The sequence below is a fragment of the Mesorhizobium sp. INR15 genome, from assembly GCF_015500075.1.
In the GTDB taxonomy this organism is placed as follows: Bacteria; Pseudomonadota; Alphaproteobacteria; order Rhizobiales; family Rhizobiaceae; genus Mesorhizobium.
This window is the reverse complement of record NZ_CP045496.1, coordinates 5,616,490-5,632,865: the sequence shown is the minus strand read 5'-3', so window position 1 is coordinate 5,632,865 and position 16,376 is coordinate 5,616,490. Positions and strand designations below refer to the sequence as shown.

Below are 16,376 nucleotides of genomic sequence, written 5' to 3'. Positions count from 1 at the left end.
CTGTTCCTCCCGTTATTTCCCCTTGCTGCTTTTGGGCCAGAATGAGTGGTCAAGGCAAGGCTGTCAATAATAAATAAGAGTGATTTAATTATTGACAGTGAGTTCGGTCTGGTGTCTGGTGCGACGAGGCGTCCCGCTGGGAGAATTCGTCTGGATGCCTGTGCGATGTCGGTTGGCCGGCATCCTAAATGGTTCCACTGGGAGGAAGATCGTGAACACCACAGTTTTGAAGTCCACTGTTTTTGCCGCGGCCGCGTTCGGCCTGATGGCGCTTGCGCCGGCAGCATCGGCGGCTGGCGTCAGCGCCTGCCTGATCACCAAGACCGACACCAATCCGTTCTTCGTCAAGATGAAGGAAGGCGCCACCGCGAAAGCCAAGGAACTCGGCGTCGAACTCAAGTCTTACGCCGGCAAGATCGACGGCGACAGCGAGAGCCAGGTGGCGGCGATCGAGAGCTGCATCGCCGATGGCGCCAAGGGCATCCTGATCACCGCGTCGGACACCAAGGGCATTGTCCCGACCGTCAAGAAGGCACGCGACGCCGGCCTGCTGGTGATCGCTCTGGACACGCCGCTTGATCCGCTCGACGCCGCCGACGCAACCTTCGCCACCGACAATCTGGAGGCCGGCAAGCTGATCGGCGCATGGGCCGCCGCCACGCTTGGCGATAAGGCAAAAGACGCCAAGATTGGCTTCCTCGACCTGACGCCTTCGCAGCCGACCGTGGACGTGTTGCGCGACCAGGGCTTCATGATGGGCTACGGCATCGACGTGAAGGATCCCAACAAGATCGGCGATGAGACCGATCCGCGTATTGTCGGCCACGACGTCACCAACGGCAACGAGGAGGGCGGCCGCAAGGCGATGGAGAACCTGCTTCAGAAGGACTCTGGCATCACCGTCATCCACACCATCAACGAGCCAGCCGCTGTCGGTGCCTACCAGGCGCTCAAGGCCGTCGGCCTTGAAAAGCAGGTCCTGATCGTCTCGGTCGACGGCGGTTGCCCAGGAGTGAAGTCGGTTACCGAAGGCGTGATCGGCGCGACCTCACAGCAATATCCGCTGCAGATGGCGGCGCTCGGCATAGAGGCGATCGCTGCTTTCGCCAAGGACGGGACGAAGCCAAAGCCGACCGCAGGCAAGAACTTCTTCGACACCGGTGTCAATCTGGTGACCGACAAGCCCGCCAAGGGCGTGAAGTCCATCGACACCAAGGAAGGCCTCGCCAAGTGCTGGGGCTGATGTCGGCCTGACCGACAATAGAACCGAAAGGCCGGGGGCTTGATCCCCGGCCGCTTCGGGTGGACGATGTGTCACTGTAAACGCGAACAATCCCGGCAGCAGACCGGAGGCGCGGACAGGCGTCAGCGGATGGCTGAAGCCCAGACGGGGAGGAAGCATGGCTCAGGCTCAGGAATTCGAGAAGGTTCTCTCGAGCAGCGACACAAGCGTTGCCGCTTTTGACGAGCACAAATCGGTCGTCAAGCGTATCCAGCATTTCCTGCATTCAACACCGGCGGCGGTGCCGCTTATTGTGCTGGTTCTGTCCATCATCGTTTTCGGCGTCACCATTGGAGGGCGGTTCTTCTCGTCCTATACGCTGACGCTGATCCTGCAGCAGATTGCCATCATCGGCATTCTGGGCGCGGCACAGACACTGGTCATCCTGACCGCCGGCATTGACCTCTCGATCGGCGTTATCATGGTGATTTCCGCTGTGATCATGGGCAATTGCGCTGTCAACTACGGTATGCCGAGCGTGCTCGCCGTGGCGATCGGCCTTGCCGCGGGCGCGGCCTGTGGCCTGCTCAACGGGGTTCTGGTCGCCTACATGAGGCTGCCACCCTTCATCGTGACGCTTGGCACCTGGAACATCGTCATGGCCACGAATTTCATCTATTCGGCCAATGAGACGATCCGCGACACCGATGTCGACAGCCAAGCGCCGCTGCTGCATCTCTTTGCACTGAGCTTCAAGATCGGCTCAGCGGTACTGACGCTCGGCGTCATTGCCACGGTCGTGCTCGTGATGGTCCTTTGGTACGTGCTCAATCACACGGCATGGGGCCGCCATGTCTACGCTGTCGGTGATGATCAGGAGGCGGCGAAGCTGTCAGGCATCCAGACCAAGAAGGTGCTGATGACCGTCTACACCCTTGCCGGATTGATCGCGGCTTTCGCTGCCTGGGTCTCCATTGGCCGCAACGGTTCGATCTCGCCGTCCGCCGCCGTGACCGACTACAATCTGCAAGCGATCACCGCGACGGTGATCGGCGGCATTTCTCTTTTCGGCGGGCGCGGCTCTATTCTGGGCACCCTGTTCGGCGCGATGATCGTCGGCGTCGTCTCCATGGGCCTCAACATGCTGGGCGCCGACCCGCAATGGAAAGTACTGCTCACCGGTGTGCTGATCATCGGCGCCGTCGCGATCGACCAATGGATCAGAAAGGTTTCGGCATAGCCATGACCCAGGAACCCATCCTCACCGCGCGCGGCCTCGTCAAGCGTTATGGCCGAGTCACCGCCCTCGACAATGCCGATTTCGATCTCTATCCCGGCGAAATCCTTGCTGTCATCGGCGACAATGGCGCCGGCAAGTCATCGCTGATCAAGGCGATCTCCGGCGCGGTCACGCCCGACGAAGGCGAGATTCGGCTCGAGGGCAAACCCATCGCCTTCAAGTCGCCGATGGAGGCCCGCGAAGCCGGCATCGAAACGGTCTATCAGAACCTGGCGCTGTCGCCGGCACTGTCAATCGCCGACAACATGTTCCTCGGCCGTGAAATCCGCAAACCGGGCTTTCTTGGCCAGTGGTTGCGTATGCTCGACCGGCCGGCGATGGAAAAGCGCGCCCGCGACAAGCTCACCGAACTTGGCCTGATGACCATCCAGAACATCAGCCAGGCGGTTGAAACGCTTTCAGGCGGTCAGCGCCAGGGCGTCGCGGTCGCACGTGCCGCCGCCTTCGGCTCGAAGATGGTCATCATGGATGAACCGACTGCGGCCCTTGGCGTCAAGGAAAGCCGGCGCGTGCTCGAACTGATCCTTGATGTGAAGAAGCGTGGCCTGCCGATCGTGCTGATCTCGCACAACATGCCGCATGTTTTCGAGGTGGCCGACCGCATTCACATCCACCGCCTCGGCCGTCGCCTCTGCGTCATCGATCCCAAGCAATATACGATGTCCGACGCCGTTGCCTTCATGACCGGAGCGAAAGCGCCGCCAGAGGCCGCGCTCGCGGCTTGATCTGTCAAATTGCCGCAGGGTAAGCGAGCGCGGGGTAATTTAAATCGATTGAATATAGCTCTGGATCGGCTAGCATGGGCTGGGAGGAATGATGAAAGCCGATATGATCATGGCAACCGCACGAGAGGCAGCATGACGCGCGCGATGACATCTGAAGCTCCCCATCCAGCACTTGAAAACCCCGATCCCAAGACACTCGCCGACGAGGTTTTGAAGGCCCTCAAATACAGGGTCGGCAAGGACACCACCGTCGCCACGCAATATGATTGGCTCACCGCCTCGATCAAGGTGGTGCGTGACCGCATCGTCGATCACTGGATGCAGGCGACGAAGGAAGCCTACGATCAGCAGGAAAAGCGCGTCTACTACCTGTCGCTGGAGTTCCTTATTGGCCGCCTGATGCGCGACGCCTTCTCCAATCTCGGGCTGATGGACAATATGCGCCAGGCGCTGTCGTCCCTCGGCGTCGACCTCGACATCGTTGCCGCGCTTGAACCGGATGCCGCCCTTGGCAATGGTGGTCTCGGCCGGCTTGCCGCCTGCTTCATGGAAAGCATGGCGACCGTCGATATTCCCGCGCACGGCTATGGCATCCGCTACGCCAACGGCATGTTCCGCCAGGAAATCCATGACGGCTGGCAGGTGGAACTGCCCGAGACCTGGCTCGATCACGGCAACCCCTGGGAATTCGAGCGCCGCGAACGCTCCTTCGAAGTTGGCTTTGGGGGCTCGGTGGAATCGATCACCGCCAAGGACGGCCGGCTTGAGCGCCATGTCTGGAAGCCGACCGAGCATGTGCTGGCCGTCGCCTATGATACGCCTGTGGTCGGCTGGCGCGCGAACCGCGTCAACACGCTGCGGCTGTGGTCCGGCATGCCGATCGATCCGATCCTGCTCGACAAGTTCAACGCCGGCGATCACATCGGCGCGCTGGCCGAGAGCAACAAGGCCGACGCCTTGTCACGCGTGCTCTACCCCGCCGACTCTCACAAGGCCGGCCAGGAACTGCGGCTGCGGCAAGAGTATTTCTTCTCGACCGCCTCGCTGCAGGACATCGTCCAGCGCCATCTCAGCCAGTATGGCAATCTGCAGTCGCTGCCCGACAAGGCGGCCATCCATCTCAACGACACGCATCCAGCCATCGCGGTGCCCGAACTGATGCGGCTGCTGATGGATGTCCACGGGATGGATTTCGACCAGGCGTGGAGCATCACCAAGCGCACCTTCGGCTACACCAACCACACGCTGCTGCCCGAAGCGCTCGAAAGCTGGCCGGTGCCGCTGTTCGAGCGTTTGCTGCCGCGCCACATGCAGATCGTCTACGCCATCAATGCCGAAGTGCTGCTTGAGGCGCGCGCCTCGAACCAGTTCTCGGACGAACAGATCAGCCGCATCTCGCTGATCCAGGAGAATGGCGACCGCCGCGTTCGCATGGGCAATCTGGCTTTTGTTGGCTCGCATTCGATCAACGGCGTCTCGGCGCTTCATACCGAGCTGATGAAGGAAACGGTGTTCGCCGACTTGCACAGGCTCTATCCCGAACGCATCAACAACAAGACCAACGGCATTACGCCACGGCGCTGGCTGATCCAGTGTAATCCTGGACTGACGGCGCTCGCCCGTGAGGCAATCGGCGATCGTTTTCTCGATGACATCGATGCCATCAAGGGCCTCGACGTTTTTGCGGGAGACGCTGCGTTTCGTGAGAAGTTCGCCGGCGTCAAGCGCGCCAACAAGGCGCGGCTGGCCAATCTCGTCGCCGACCGGATCGGCATCAAGGTCGATCCTTCGGCCCTGTTCGATATCCAGATCAAGCGCATCCACGAATACAAGCGCCAGCTTCTCAACATTCTCGAGGCGATCTCGCTCTACGACCAGATCCGTTCGCATCCGGAACGTGACTGGATGCCGCGCGTGAAATTCTTCGGCGGCAAGGCGGCGCCGAGCTACCACAACGCCAAGTTGATCATCAAACTCGCCAATGATGTCGCGAAGGTGATCAATCGTGACCCGGCCGTTCGCGGCCTGCTCAAGGTGGTGTTCGTGCCGAACTACAATGTCAGCCTGGCCGAGGTCATGATGCCGGCCGCCGATCTGTCCGAGCAGATCTCGACAGCCGGCATGGAAGCCTCCGGCACCGGCAACATGAAATTCGCGCTGAATGGCGCGCTGACCATCGGCACGCTCGACGGCGCCAATGTCGAGATCAAGGAATGCGTCGGCGACGACAACATCTTCATCTTCGGCCTGACCACCGAGGAGGTCGCCGAGCGGCGCAACAATGGTTACAATCCGCGCGAAGTTATCGAGGCTTCGCCCGAACTGTCGCAAGCGGTCGCCGCGGTGTCATCGGGCGTCTTTTCGCCGGATGATCCGGAACGTTATCGTGATTTGATCAACGGTCTCTACCAGAGCGACTGGTTCATGGTTGCCGCCGATTTCGACGCCTATTCGGCCGCGCAGCGCGAGGTCGATGCCGTTTGGCGCAACAGTCCCGACTGGTACGCCAAGGCGATCCGCAACGTGGCCCGCGTCGGCTGGTTCTCTTCTGATCGTACAATTCGCCAATACGCGAAAGAAATCTGGAACGTGCCCGTCTGATGTGATTGCATGAGGCCAAGATGTAGCCTCATGCATGTCGTCCAAAAGTGCGCAGCGGTTTTCGGACCACGACAAGCGCAAGATAACAACTGGTGCCCGGGGAGGGACACTGCCTGATGAGGAAGCCGCGCGTGACCGCTGCGACAAGCGGGCCGGACGGACTGGCGGCAGCCAGCGATGTTGCGGCGATTGTTGCCGGTACGCATGGCGATCCCTTCGCGGTTCTTGGTGTTCAGGAAGTCGACAAAGCTTTCTTTGCCCGCTGCTTCGTCCCGCATGCCGAATTCGTCACCGCCTATACGCTAGACAGCAAGAAGGCCGGGGAGCTTTCCAGGCGCGATGACCGCGGCTTCTTCGAAGGCAAACTGTCGATCCGCAAGCGTCAGCCGCTGCGCTATCACGCCAGCAATGCCGGCGGTGATTGGTGGCTGACGGATCCCTATTCCTTCGGTCCGGTGCTTGGCCCGATGGACGACTATTATATCGCGCAAGGCTCGCATCTCCGGCTGTTCGACAAGCTCGGCGCGCATGTCATCGAGCATGAGGGTGCCTCCGGCGTTCACTTCGCCGTCTGGGCGCCGAATGCAAAACGTGTCTCCGTGGTCGGCGACTTCAACGAATGGGACGGCCGCCGCCATTCGATGCGCGACCGCCGCGACACGGGCATCTGGGAGGTGTTCATCCCCGACATTGGCGCCGGCCGGCCATATAAATACGAAATCATCGGCCCCGATGGCGTCAGGCTGCCGCTGAAGGCCGACCCTTTCGCCTTCAAGTCCGAATTGCGCCCAGCCACGGCGTCGGTGGTCGCAGTGCCGCCGGCGCATGAATGGGGCGACGAGGCGCATCGCAATTTCTGGCGCAATGCCGACCCCCGGCGCGAAGCCATATCGATCTACGAGGTCCATGCCGGCTCCTGGCAGTTGGGCGACGATGGCACCTTTCTGTCATGGGACGAACTCGCCGAGCGGCTGATCCCCTATGTCGCCGAGACCGGCTTCACCCATATCGAATTCCTGCCTATTTCAGAGCATCCTTATGATCCGTCCTGGGGTTACCAGACGACCGGCCTCTACGCGCCGTCGGCCCGCTTTGGCGATCCGGATGGTTTTGCCCGTTTCGTCGACGGCGCCCACCGCGCCGGCATTGGCGTGATCCTCGACTGGGTGCCGGCGCATTTCCCGGTCGATGCCCATGGCCTCGCCAATTTCGACGGCACCGCGCTCTACGAACATGCCGATCCGCGCAAGGGGTTTCACCCCGACTGGAACACCGCCATCTACAATTTCGGACGCAGCGAGGTGGTCTCGTTCCTCGTCAACAACGCGTTGTTCTGGGCTGAAAAATACCATGTCGATGGTTTGCGCGTCGATGCGGTGGCCTCGATGCTTTACCTCGACTATTCGCGCAAGGCCGGCGAGTGGATTCCCAACGAGAAGGGCGGACGCGAGAACCTTGAGGCCGTCAGCTTCCTGCAGAAGATGAACAAGGAGCTTTATGGCCACCATCCCGGCGTCATGACCATCGCCGAGGAATCGACCTCATGGCCGAAGGTTTCACAGCCGGTGCATGAGGGTGGACTGGGCTTCGGCTTCAAATGGAACATGGGCTTCATGCACGACACCCTGGAGTATTTCTCCAAGGAGCCGATCTTCCGCAAGCATCACCACAACGACATCACCTTCGGCCTGACTTACGCCTTCTCCGAGAATTTCGTGCTGCCGCTGTCCCACGACGAGGTCGTGCACGGCAAGGGCACATTGCTTGGCAAGATGGCCGGTGATGACTGGCAGAAATTCGCGACGCTGCGCGCCTATTACGGCTTCATGTGGGGCTACCCCGGCAAGAAGCTGCTGTTCATGGGGCAGGAGTTCGCGCAGCGCCGCGAGTGGAGCGAGGCCCGCGCGCTCGACTGGATCCTGCTCGATTTCCGGCCGCATCGCGGTGTCTGGCAAGTGGTGCGCGACCTCAACTACCTCTATCGTTCACGCCCGGCCCTGCACGGGCGCGATTGCGAACCGGAAGGCTTTTCCTGGCTGATTGTCGATGACCGCGAGAATTCGGTGTTTGCCTGGCTGCGCAGCGCACCCGGCGGCAACCCGATCGCCGTCATTTCCAGTTTCACGCCGATCCCGCGCGAGAATTACCGCGTCCCGTTGCCGAAATCCGGCAAATGGCGCGAGATCATCAACACCGATGCATCGGAGTATGGCGGTTCCGGCAAAGGCAACGGCGGAACCGTCGAGGCACGGACGGAAGGCGGCGCCACGTCCGCGACAATGCTGTTGCCGCCGCTTTCGACGATCATGCTCGAATATGTTCCTGACTGAGTAGTGCTAGCGACTGAGTAATTTGGGAGGGTAAGACATGGTGGATACGAAACGAACCCAGCCGCTGGCCCGTGATGCCATGGCCTATGTGCTGGCCGGCGGCCGTGGCAGCCGCCTCAAGGAATTGACGGATCGGCGTGCCAAGCCCGCAGTCTATTTCGGCGGCAAGACGCGCATCATCGATTTCGCGCTCTCCAACGCACTCAATTCCGGCATTCGCCGCCTCGGCGTCGCCACCCAGTACAAGGCGCATTCGCTGATCCGCCACCTGCAGCGCGGCTGGAACTTCCTCAGGCCTGAACGAAACGAAAGTTTCGACATCCTGCCGGCCAGCCAGCGCGTCTCGGAAACGCAATGGTATGAAGGCACGGCGGATGCCGTCTACCAGAACATCGACATCATCGAGGCCTATGGTCCCGAATACATGGTCATCCTTGCTGGCGATCATATCTACAAGATGGACTACGAGATGATGCTGCGCCAGCATGTCGATGCGGGCGCCGATGTCACTGTCGGTTGTCTCGAAGTGCCGCGCATGGAAGCCACCGGCTTCGGCGTCATGCATGTCGACAAGAAGGACAACATCATCGCCTTTGTCGAGAAGCCGGCTGATCCGCCTGGCATTCCCGACAGGCCGGAATTCGCATTGGCCTCAATGGGAATCTATGTCTTCAGGACCAAGTTCCTGATGGAGCAGCTGCGCCGCGACGCCGCCGAGCCCGGCTCAAGCCGCGACTTCGGCAAGGACATCATTCCGTACATCGTCCAGCACGGTAAGGCGATCGCCCATCGCTTCGCCAAGTCCTGTGTCCGCTCAACCGCCGAGAACGAAGCCTATTGGCGCGATGTCGGCACGGTCGATGCTTATTGGGAAGCCAATATCGACCTGACCGACGTGACGCCGGAACTCGACCTCTACGACCGCGACTGGCCGATCTGGACCTATGCCGAATTGAAGCCGCCGGCAAAATTCGTCCATGATGAGGATGGCCGCCGTGGCTCGGCTGTCTCCTCGCTGGTGTCGGGCGACTGCATCGTCTCGGGGGCCTCGTTGAAGCGGTCCCTGATTTTCACCGGCGCGCGCATCAATTCCTATTCGACGCTGGAAGAGGTCGTCATGCTGCCCGACGTTCATGTCGGACGGAACGCAAAGTTGACGCGCGTGGTGATCGACCACGGTGTAAGGATACCGGAGGGGCTGGTGGTCGGCGAAGACCCGGTTCTCGACGCCAAGCGTTTTCGTGTGTCCGAAAAAGGCATCTGCCTGGTCACGCAGGACATGATCGACAAGTTGGGGTTGTAGAGAGCAACAACGGTTTTCCCAGGGAAAGCGCCGCTTTCCCCGGGGAATTGCGTAAAAACAAAGAGCTATAGCCGCATGCAGGTTCTGTCGGTCACGCCTGAGATTTTCCCGCTCATCAAGACTGGCGGGCTTGCCGACGTAACCGGCGCCCTGCCCATCGCGCTGGCTGCCAAAGGCGTCAGCGTACGCACGCTCATTCCCGGTTTTCCAACCGTGATGGCTGCCTTCAAGAAAAAGAAGGCCGTCTACCAGTATCCCCTGCTGCAAGGGGGCAAAGCGTCGGTCCACGCTGTGCAGATCGCCGGGCTCGATTTGTTCGTACTCGATGCGCCGCATCTGTTTGACCGTCCGGGCGGCCCCTATGGCGACGCGTCAGGCGGTGACTGGCCGGACAACTGGCGCCGGTTCGCGGCGCTCAGCCAGGTTGGCGGCGATATCGCCGGCGGCGCCATTTCGGGCTACCAGCCCGACATCGTCCATGCCCACGACTGGCAGTCGGCGATGACGCTGGCTTACATGCGCTATGGCAAGGCGGTCGGCGTCCCGTCGATGATCACCGTCCACAACCTGGCCTTCCAGGGACAGTTCGGCGCCGGCATTTTTGGCGAGCTTGGCCTGCCGGCGGTCGCGATGGCGCTGGACGGCGTCGAATATTATGGAGGCGTTGGTTTTCTCAAGGCCGGCCTGCAGGCGGCCTGGGCGATCACCACGGTCAGCCCGACCTATGCGCAGGAAATCCGTTCGCCGGAATTCGGCATGGGCCTCGACGGCCTCATCAACATGCGCTCCTCGGATCTCTACGGCATCGTCAACGGCATCGACACCGCCATCTGGGACCCCGCGACCGACAAGCATCTGGTGTCCACCTATACCGCGAAAACGCTCGAGAGCCGCGCACCCAACAAAGCCGCGGTCGAAGAACGTTTCGGGCTGGACCGCGACGACAGCCCAATCGTCTGCGTGATCAGCCGGCTGACGTGGCAAAAGGGCATGGACATTTTCGCGACGGTGGTCGACGGCATCGTCGCCGCCGGTGCGCGGCTGGCGATCCTCGGCTCGGGCGATGCTGGCCTTGAAGGCGCGTTGCTGGCCGCCGCCGCCCGCCATCGTGGCCGCATCGGTGTTGTTGTCGGTTACGACGAGGGGCTTTCCCACACCATGCAGGGCGGCTGCGACGCCATCATCATCCCGTCGCGCTTCGAACCTTGCGGCCTGACCCAGCTCTACGGGTTGTGCTACGGCTGCGTCCCGGTCGTTGCCCGCACTGGTGGGCTGGCCGACACGGTGATCGACGCCAACGAAGCCGCTGTTTCGGCGGGCGTGGCAACCGGCTTCCAGTTCGCACCGGCCAACCCCGGCGCCTTGCTGCACGCCATCCGCCGTCTCGTCGACGCGCACGCCAATCCGGTAATATGGACGTCGATCCAGCGCCAAGGCATGCAGGCCGAAGTGTCGTGGGATCGAAGCGCCGACAAATACGTTGAACTCTACCGCCTGCTGCTTTCGAAAAGGGTTGCCTGACGCATGATACGCACCGTCTCCACCAAACCTTACCTCGACCAGAAGCCCGGCACCTCGGGGCTGCGCAAGAAGGTTCCGGTGTTCCAGCAGGAGCACTATGCGGAGAATTTCATCCAGTCGATCTTCGACGCCCTGGACGGCTTCCAGGGCAAGACGCTTGTCATCGGCGGCGACGGCCGTTTCTACAATCGCGAAGTCATCCAGAAAGCCATCGCCATGGCGGCGGCCAACGGTTTCGGCAAGGTGATGGTTGGGCAGGGTGGCATCCTGTCGACGCCGGCCGCCTCGCATGTCATCCGCAAATACAAGACCTTCGGCGGCATCATCCTGTCGGCGAGCCACAATCCAGGCGGCCCGCATGAGGATTTCGGCATCAAGTACAATGCCGGCAATGGCGGACCGGCACCGGAAAAACTGACGGACGCGATCTTCGAAAAGACCAAGACGATTGCAAGCTTCAAGATCGCCGACATCGAGACGATCGACATCGACAAGGTTGGCACGGTCAAGGCCGGCGGCATGACGGTCGAGATCATCGATCCGGTGACCGATTATGCCGAATTGATGGAGAGCCTTTTCGATTTCGACGCCATCCGTGCCAATTTCAAATATGGCTTCCGCATGCGCTTTGACGCCATGCACGCGGTGACCGGCCCCTATGCCAAGGAAATCCTGGAGAACCGGCTTGGCGCCCCGAACGGCACCTGCCGCAACTTCAAACCGCTGCCGGATTTCGGCGGCCATCATCCCGATCCCAACCTGGTTCATGCCAAGCATCTCTATGATGAGATGATGGGGCCGGACGCGCCGGATTTCGGCGCGGCATCAGACGGCGACGGCGACCGCAACCTGATCATCGGCAAGGGCATCTTCGTCACCCCGTCCGATTCTGTGGCGATGCTCGCCGCCAACGCCCATCTGGCGCCCGGCTACAAAGCTGGGCTCAAGGGCATCGCCCGCTCGATGCCAACCAGCGGCGCCGCCGACCGTGTCGCCGAAAAACTCGGCATTGGCATCTATGAGACGCCGACCGGCTGGAAGTTCTTTGGCAATTTGCTCGACGCCGACATGGCAACGATCTGCGGTGAGGAAAGCGCCGGCACCGGCTCCAACCATGTCCGCGAAAAAGATGGCCTTTGGGCCGTGCTTCTGTGGCTCAACATTCTTGCGGCGCGCGGCGAGAGCTGCAAGCAGATCGTTACCGAGCACTGGGCGGCTTACGGGCGCAATTACTACTCCCGCCATGACTACGAGGAAGTCGAGTCCGAGCGCGCCAATGCTCTCGTCGACGAATTGCGCGCCAAGCTCGGCTCGCTGCCCGGCACCAGCGTGCGTGGCATGAAGATCGCCAGCGCCGATGATTTCGCCTACCACGACCCGGTCGATGGCTCGACCAGCGAGCATCAGGGCATCAGGGTGCTGTTCGAGGGGGGCTCTCGTGTCGTCTTCCGGCTCTCCGGCACCGGCACGTCGGGCGCTACGCTGCGCGTTTACATCGAGCGCTACGAGCCGGACAAGAACCGGCATGACCTCGACACGCAGGTCGCCCTTGCCGGTCTGATAGCGGCGGCTGATGATATTGCCGCTATTCACCGCCATACCGGCCGCCCAAAACCGAGTGTCATCACCTGAGCAGCCAACCGTGATCCGAAAGAGCGGAAACCGGTTTTCGGACAAGATCATGGTCAAACAGCAAGCTGGAGCCCAGGCCGACGATCGGCCACGATTTGGGGCGTTTGTCGCAGGCGGCGGCATCCGCTTTGCCGCCTGGTCGCAAGCCGCAAGCCGGCTCTGGGTTTCGATCTTTGACGCTAGTGGAAACCGCGAAGTCGACCGTCTTGAGCTTGAGGCACGAGGCGAGGGCGTCCACACGCTGTTCGTGTCCGGTCTTACAGCAGGCACCCGATATGGGTTTCGCGCCGACGGCAGCTATGCGCCCGACCGGGGCCTCTGGTTCGATCCCGACAAACTGCTGGCCGACCCCTATGCGTTCGAGATCGACAGGTCGTATCGCCATGATTGGCGGCTTGCGACGCGAAGGGGCGAGGGGGCGGATACGGCGCCGCTGATGCCGAAGGCAATTGCCGCTGCCTTGCCGAAGCGCGTGCCTCCTGCGCCGCCGTTGTTCCAGCCCGGCGGCCTGATCTACGAGGTGCCGGTGCGCGCCTTCACCATGCTTCACCCTGATATACCGGAGACGCAGCGCGGCACGATCGCGGCCCTTGCTCACCCTGCTGTCATCGAGCATCTGCGAAAGCTTGGCGTCAGCGCGGTCGAGCTGATGCCGGTGACGGCCTCGATCAATGAGCGTCATCTGCCGCCGCTCGGGCTTCGCAATGCCTGGGGCTATAATCCCGTAACCTTCATGGCGCTTGATCCGCGCCTCGCGCCAGGCGGCATCATGGAGTTGCGCGATACGGTCGCCGCGCTGCGCAGGGCCGGCATTGGCGTCATCCTCGACCTTGTCTTCAATCACACCGGGGAAAGTGACAGGCTTGGGCCGACGCTGTCACTGCGCGGCCTCGATAACCAGGCCTACTACCGGCACACGCCGGACGGAAGAATGACCAATGACACCGGCACCGGCAACACCATTGCCTGCGACCACCCCGTCGCCCAGGAAATGGTTCTCGACACGCTGCGCCACTTCGTTCGTTATGCCGGCGTTGATGGGTTCCGCTTTGATCTTGCGTCCATTCTTGGCCGGGTGGGCGGCACATTCGACACCGATGCGCCGTTGCTGAGGGCGATGCGCGAGGATGCGGTGCTGGCGGATCGTATTCTGATCGCCGAGCCCTGGGACATCGGCCCGGGTGGCTATCAGCTCGGCAATTTCCCGCCGCCTTTCCTGGAGTGGAACGACAAGTATCGTGACGACATCAGGCGGTTCTGGCGCGGTGACGCCGGCATGATCGGCGCTCTGGCGACACGGCTTGCCGGCTCTTCCGATGTCTTTGCCGAAGGCGGGCAGCCAGCGAGCCGCACCGTCAATTTCATCGCCGCGCATGACGGCATGACGCTGGCCGATATCGTTGCTTATGAACGCAAGCACAACGAGGCCAATGGCGAGCAGAACCGCGACGGTCACGACGAGAACCTGTCGTGGAACAACGGCGTTGAAGGCGAGACAAGCGACGAGGCTGTGTCGAAGATCCGAATGAGCGATCAGCATGCGCTGCTGGCAACGTTGTTTGCCTCGCGTGGCACGATCATGCTGACCGCCGGCGACGAATTCGGCCGCACCCAAAGTGGCAACAACAACGCCTATGCGCAGGACAACGAGACAACCTGGCTCGACTGGAGCAAACGCGATCAGGCGCTGGAGCACTATGCGGGGCTGCTCGCCGCGATGCGTCGTGCTCTGCCAGCGCTTTCCAACACAGAGTTCCTGACCGGCCAGCCGCTGCCTGGGTCCGAGATGCCGGATGTTGTCTGGCTGACCGAGGCGGGTGCGCCACTTGATGAAACCGGTTGGCAAGATCCCGGCCGGCATCGCCTTGTCATGCTGCTTGAAGGTCGCGGCGATGACGGGACGCGTCTTGCGGTCATCATCAACGGCGATCGCCGGGGCTGTATGGTCACGCTGCCGGAGCGTCCGGGATTTTTCTGGGCACCGGCCTTAACAGCGCTGACCGATGTCGCTGACATGTCGCGGCCGCTGCCAAGGCGCTCGGTAACCTTCATGAGAGAACGCAAAGGCGAGCAGGTGCTGACCAGGGAACATCGCAATGGCGGCGAGTGACAATGCGCAATGGTGGCTCGGCTGCGTCATCTATCAGATCTATCCGCGCTCCTTTCAGGACACCACGGGTGACGGCAGCGGCGACCTCCACGGAATCACCTCGAGGCTAGCCCATGTCGCATTGCTGGGTGTTGACGCCGTCTGGCTGTCGCCTTTCTTCAAGTCGCCAATGGCCGACATGGGCTACGATGTTTCCGATTATTGCGCCGTCGACCCGATGTTCGGCTCGCTGGAAGATTTCGATGCGCTGATCGCCGAGGCGCACCGGCTTGGCCTGAAGATCATCATCGATCAGGTCCTGTCACATTCTTCCGATCGCCATGACTGGTTTGTCGAAAGCCGCGCCAGCAGGGATAACCCGAAGGCCGACTGGTATGTCTGGGCCGATCCCAGGCACGACGGCACCGCGCCCAGCAACTGGCTGTCGGTCTTCGGTGGGCCAGCCTGGGAATGGGATTCGACGCGCAAGCAGTACTACATGCATAATTTCCTCGCCTCGCAGCCGGACTTGAATTTCCACAATCCCGAGGTTCAGGACGCGCTTCTGGAAACAGTCCGCTTCTGGCTGGAGCGTGGCGTTGATGGTTTCCGGCTCGATACGGTCAACTACTATGTTCACGACCGCTGGCTGCGCAGCAATCCGCCCCTGGCGTCGAGCGTGGCCGGCACCAACACCGAAACCAATCCCTACCTCTACCAGGAACATCTGTTCGACAAGACGCAGCCTGAAAACCTGGCCTTCCTCAGGCGCTTCAGGGCGCTGCTCGATGAGTATGAAGACCGCGCCGCCGTCGGGGAGGTGGGTGACGAGGGCCGCTCGCTGCAGACGCTTGCCGCCTACACCTCCGGCGGTGACAAGCTCAACATGTGCTACACGTTCGACCTGCTCGGGCCGCAATTTTCGGCGGCGCATGTACGCGGCTGTGTCGAAGCGTTCGAGGCCGCTGTCGCCGACGGCTGGGTGTGCTGGGCGTTCTCCAACCATGACGTTGTGCGCCATGTCTCGCGCTGGACAAGGCCGGGTGCTGATCCAGACGCCGTAGCAAAATTCTCGATCGCGCTCTTGTCCTGCCTGCGCGGATCGATCTGCCTCTATCAGGGCGAGGAACTTGGGCTACCGGAGGCCGAAATCGCCTTCGAGGACTTGCGCGACCCCTATGGCATCCGCTTCTGGCCCGGTTTCAAGGGCAGGGACGGTTGCCGTACTCCGATGGTTTGGGAGGCTGGTGCCGACAATGCCGGTTTCTCCCCAGGCAAGCCCTGGCTTCCGGTGCCGGATGGCCATCGCAGCCGCGCTACCGATATCCAGAATGGCGAGGCTGGATCTGTACTCACCGGCTACCGGGCGGCGCTCGGGTTGCGGAAGCAGCATCCCGCCCTCGTGGCCGGCTCCATCCGCTTCCTCGATGCCGAGGGCGATGTCCTGGCCATCGTCCGGGAAGGCAAGGGTGAAAGGCTGCTTTGCGTCTTCAACTTCGCCGAGGAGCCTCTGAACTGGAGCTTGCCACAGGACATTTCGGCCGAGGCGGTTACCGTCCTTGGCGGCGCCGATATGACCCTGCAGGAAACCGCGCTCTCGCTGTCACCCCTGGGGTGGTCGCTCGTGCGGCTTGGCTGAGCGCCTCTTCCTGT

Annotated in this window: 10 protein-coding genes; all 10 read left to right on the top strand. The window is 61.7% G+C overall.

Features of this window, described 5'->3' with window-relative positions:
* Positions 1-265 precede the first annotated feature (265 nt).
* The 10 genes from GA829_RS27515 to bglA all read left to right on the top strand — a co-directional run bounded on the left by GA829_RS27515 (position 266) and on the right by bglA (position 16,362).
* Entirely contained in the window at positions 266-1,243 is a 978-nt protein-coding gene (locus GA829_RS27515; protein WP_374940434.1) for a sugar ABC transporter substrate-binding protein, read from the top strand.
* A 157-nt stretch (positions 1,244-1,400) separates the two neighbouring features.
* Positions 1,401-2,462 (top strand): ABC transporter permease, encoded by a 1,062-nt coding sequence (locus GA829_RS27510; protein WP_195175713.1) that lies wholly within the window; start codon positions 1,401-1,403, stop codon positions 2,460-2,462.
* Positions 2,463-2,464: 2 nt separating this feature from the next.
* Positions 2,465-3,247, top strand: a complete 783-nt coding sequence (locus GA829_RS27505; protein ID WP_195179825.1) for an ATP-binding cassette domain-containing protein — start codon at positions 2,465-2,467, stop codon at positions 3,245-3,247.
* 132 nt (positions 3,248-3,379) lie between these two features.
* Positions 3,380-5,848: a glycogen/starch/alpha-glucan phosphorylase gene (locus tag GA829_RS27500; RefSeq protein ID WP_195175712.1), complete on the top strand. Its 2,469-nt coding sequence runs from the start codon at positions 3,380-3,382 to the stop codon at positions 5,846-5,848.
* Between the two features lie 116 nt (positions 5,849-5,964).
* Complete coding sequence (gene glgB, locus GA829_RS27495) at positions 5,965-8,178, top strand: 1,4-alpha-glucan branching protein GlgB (RefSeq protein WP_195175711.1); 2,214 nt, start codon at positions 5,965-5,967, stop codon at positions 8,176-8,178.
* A 37-nt stretch (positions 8,179-8,215) separates the two neighbouring features.
* A complete protein-coding gene (gene glgC / locus GA829_RS27490; protein ID WP_195175710.1) occupies positions 8,216-9,481 on the top strand; it encodes a glucose-1-phosphate adenylyltransferase in 1,266 nt (421 codons plus the stop codon).
* 75 nt (positions 9,482-9,556) lie between these two features.
* The gene (gene glgA / locus GA829_RS27485) at positions 9,557-11,002 is read left to right on the top strand and encodes a glycogen synthase GlgA (RefSeq protein ID WP_195175709.1); all 1,446 of its coding nucleotides are present in this window, start codon (positions 9,557-9,559) and stop codon (positions 11,000-11,002) included.
* A 3-nt stretch (positions 11,003-11,005) separates the two neighbouring features.
* Positions 11,006-12,634: an alpha-D-glucose phosphate-specific phosphoglucomutase gene (locus GA829_RS27480; protein WP_195175708.1), complete on the top strand. Its 1,629-nt coding sequence runs from the start codon at positions 11,006-11,008 to the stop codon at positions 12,632-12,634.
* A 49-nt stretch (positions 12,635-12,683) separates the two neighbouring features.
* Positions 12,684-14,744, top strand: a complete 2,061-nt coding sequence (glgX, locus tag GA829_RS27475; RefSeq protein ID WP_195175707.1) for a glycogen debranching protein GlgX — start codon at positions 12,684-12,686, stop codon at positions 14,742-14,744.
* Positions 14,731-16,362 carry a beta-galactosidase BglA gene (gene bglA / locus GA829_RS27470; RefSeq protein ID WP_195175706.1) on the top strand — a complete coding sequence of 544 codons (1,632 nt, stop codon included), beginning with the start codon at positions 14,731-14,733 and terminating at the stop codon, positions 16,360-16,362. The genes glgX and bglA overlap by 14 nt, the downstream gene beginning before the upstream one ends.
* Positions 16,363-16,376 lie beyond the last annotated feature (14 nt).

What these genes read in the sequence shown, in the direction of transcription:
- glgX (WP_195175707.1), top strand. Translation starts at nt 12,684, where the DNA reads ATGGTCAAACAGCAAGCTGGAGCCCAGGCCGACGATCGGCCACGATTT.
- GA829_RS27500 (WP_195175712.1), top strand. Translation starts at nt 3,380, where the DNA reads ATGACGCGCGCGATGACATCTGAAGCTCCCCATCCAGCACTTGAAAAC.
- bglA (WP_195175706.1), top strand. Translation starts at nt 14,731, where the DNA reads ATGGCGGCGAGTGACAATGCGCAATGGTGGCTCGGCTGCGTCATCTAT.
- GA829_RS27510 (WP_195175713.1), top strand. Translation starts at nt 1,401, where the DNA reads ATGGCTCAGGCTCAGGAATTCGAGAAGGTTCTCTCGAGCAGCGACACA.
- GA829_RS27505 (WP_195179825.1), top strand. Translation starts at nt 2,465, where the DNA reads ATGACCCAGGAACCCATCCTCACCGCGCGCGGCCTCGTCAAGCGTTAT.
- glgA (WP_195175709.1), top strand. Translation starts at nt 9,557, where the DNA reads ATGCAGGTTCTGTCGGTCACGCCTGAGATTTTCCCGCTCATCAAGACT.
- glgB (WP_195175711.1), top strand. Translation starts at nt 5,965, where the DNA reads ATGAGGAAGCCGCGCGTGACCGCTGCGACAAGCGGGCCGGACGGACTG.
- GA829_RS27480 (WP_195175708.1), top strand. Translation starts at nt 11,006, where the DNA reads ATGATACGCACCGTCTCCACCAAACCTTACCTCGACCAGAAGCCCGGC.
- GA829_RS27515 (WP_374940434.1), top strand. Translation starts at nt 266, where the DNA reads ATGGCGCTTGCGCCGGCAGCATCGGCGGCTGGCGTCAGCGCCTGCCTG.
- glgC (WP_195175710.1), top strand. Translation starts at nt 8,216, where the DNA reads ATGGTGGATACGAAACGAACCCAGCCGCTGGCCCGTGATGCCATGGCC.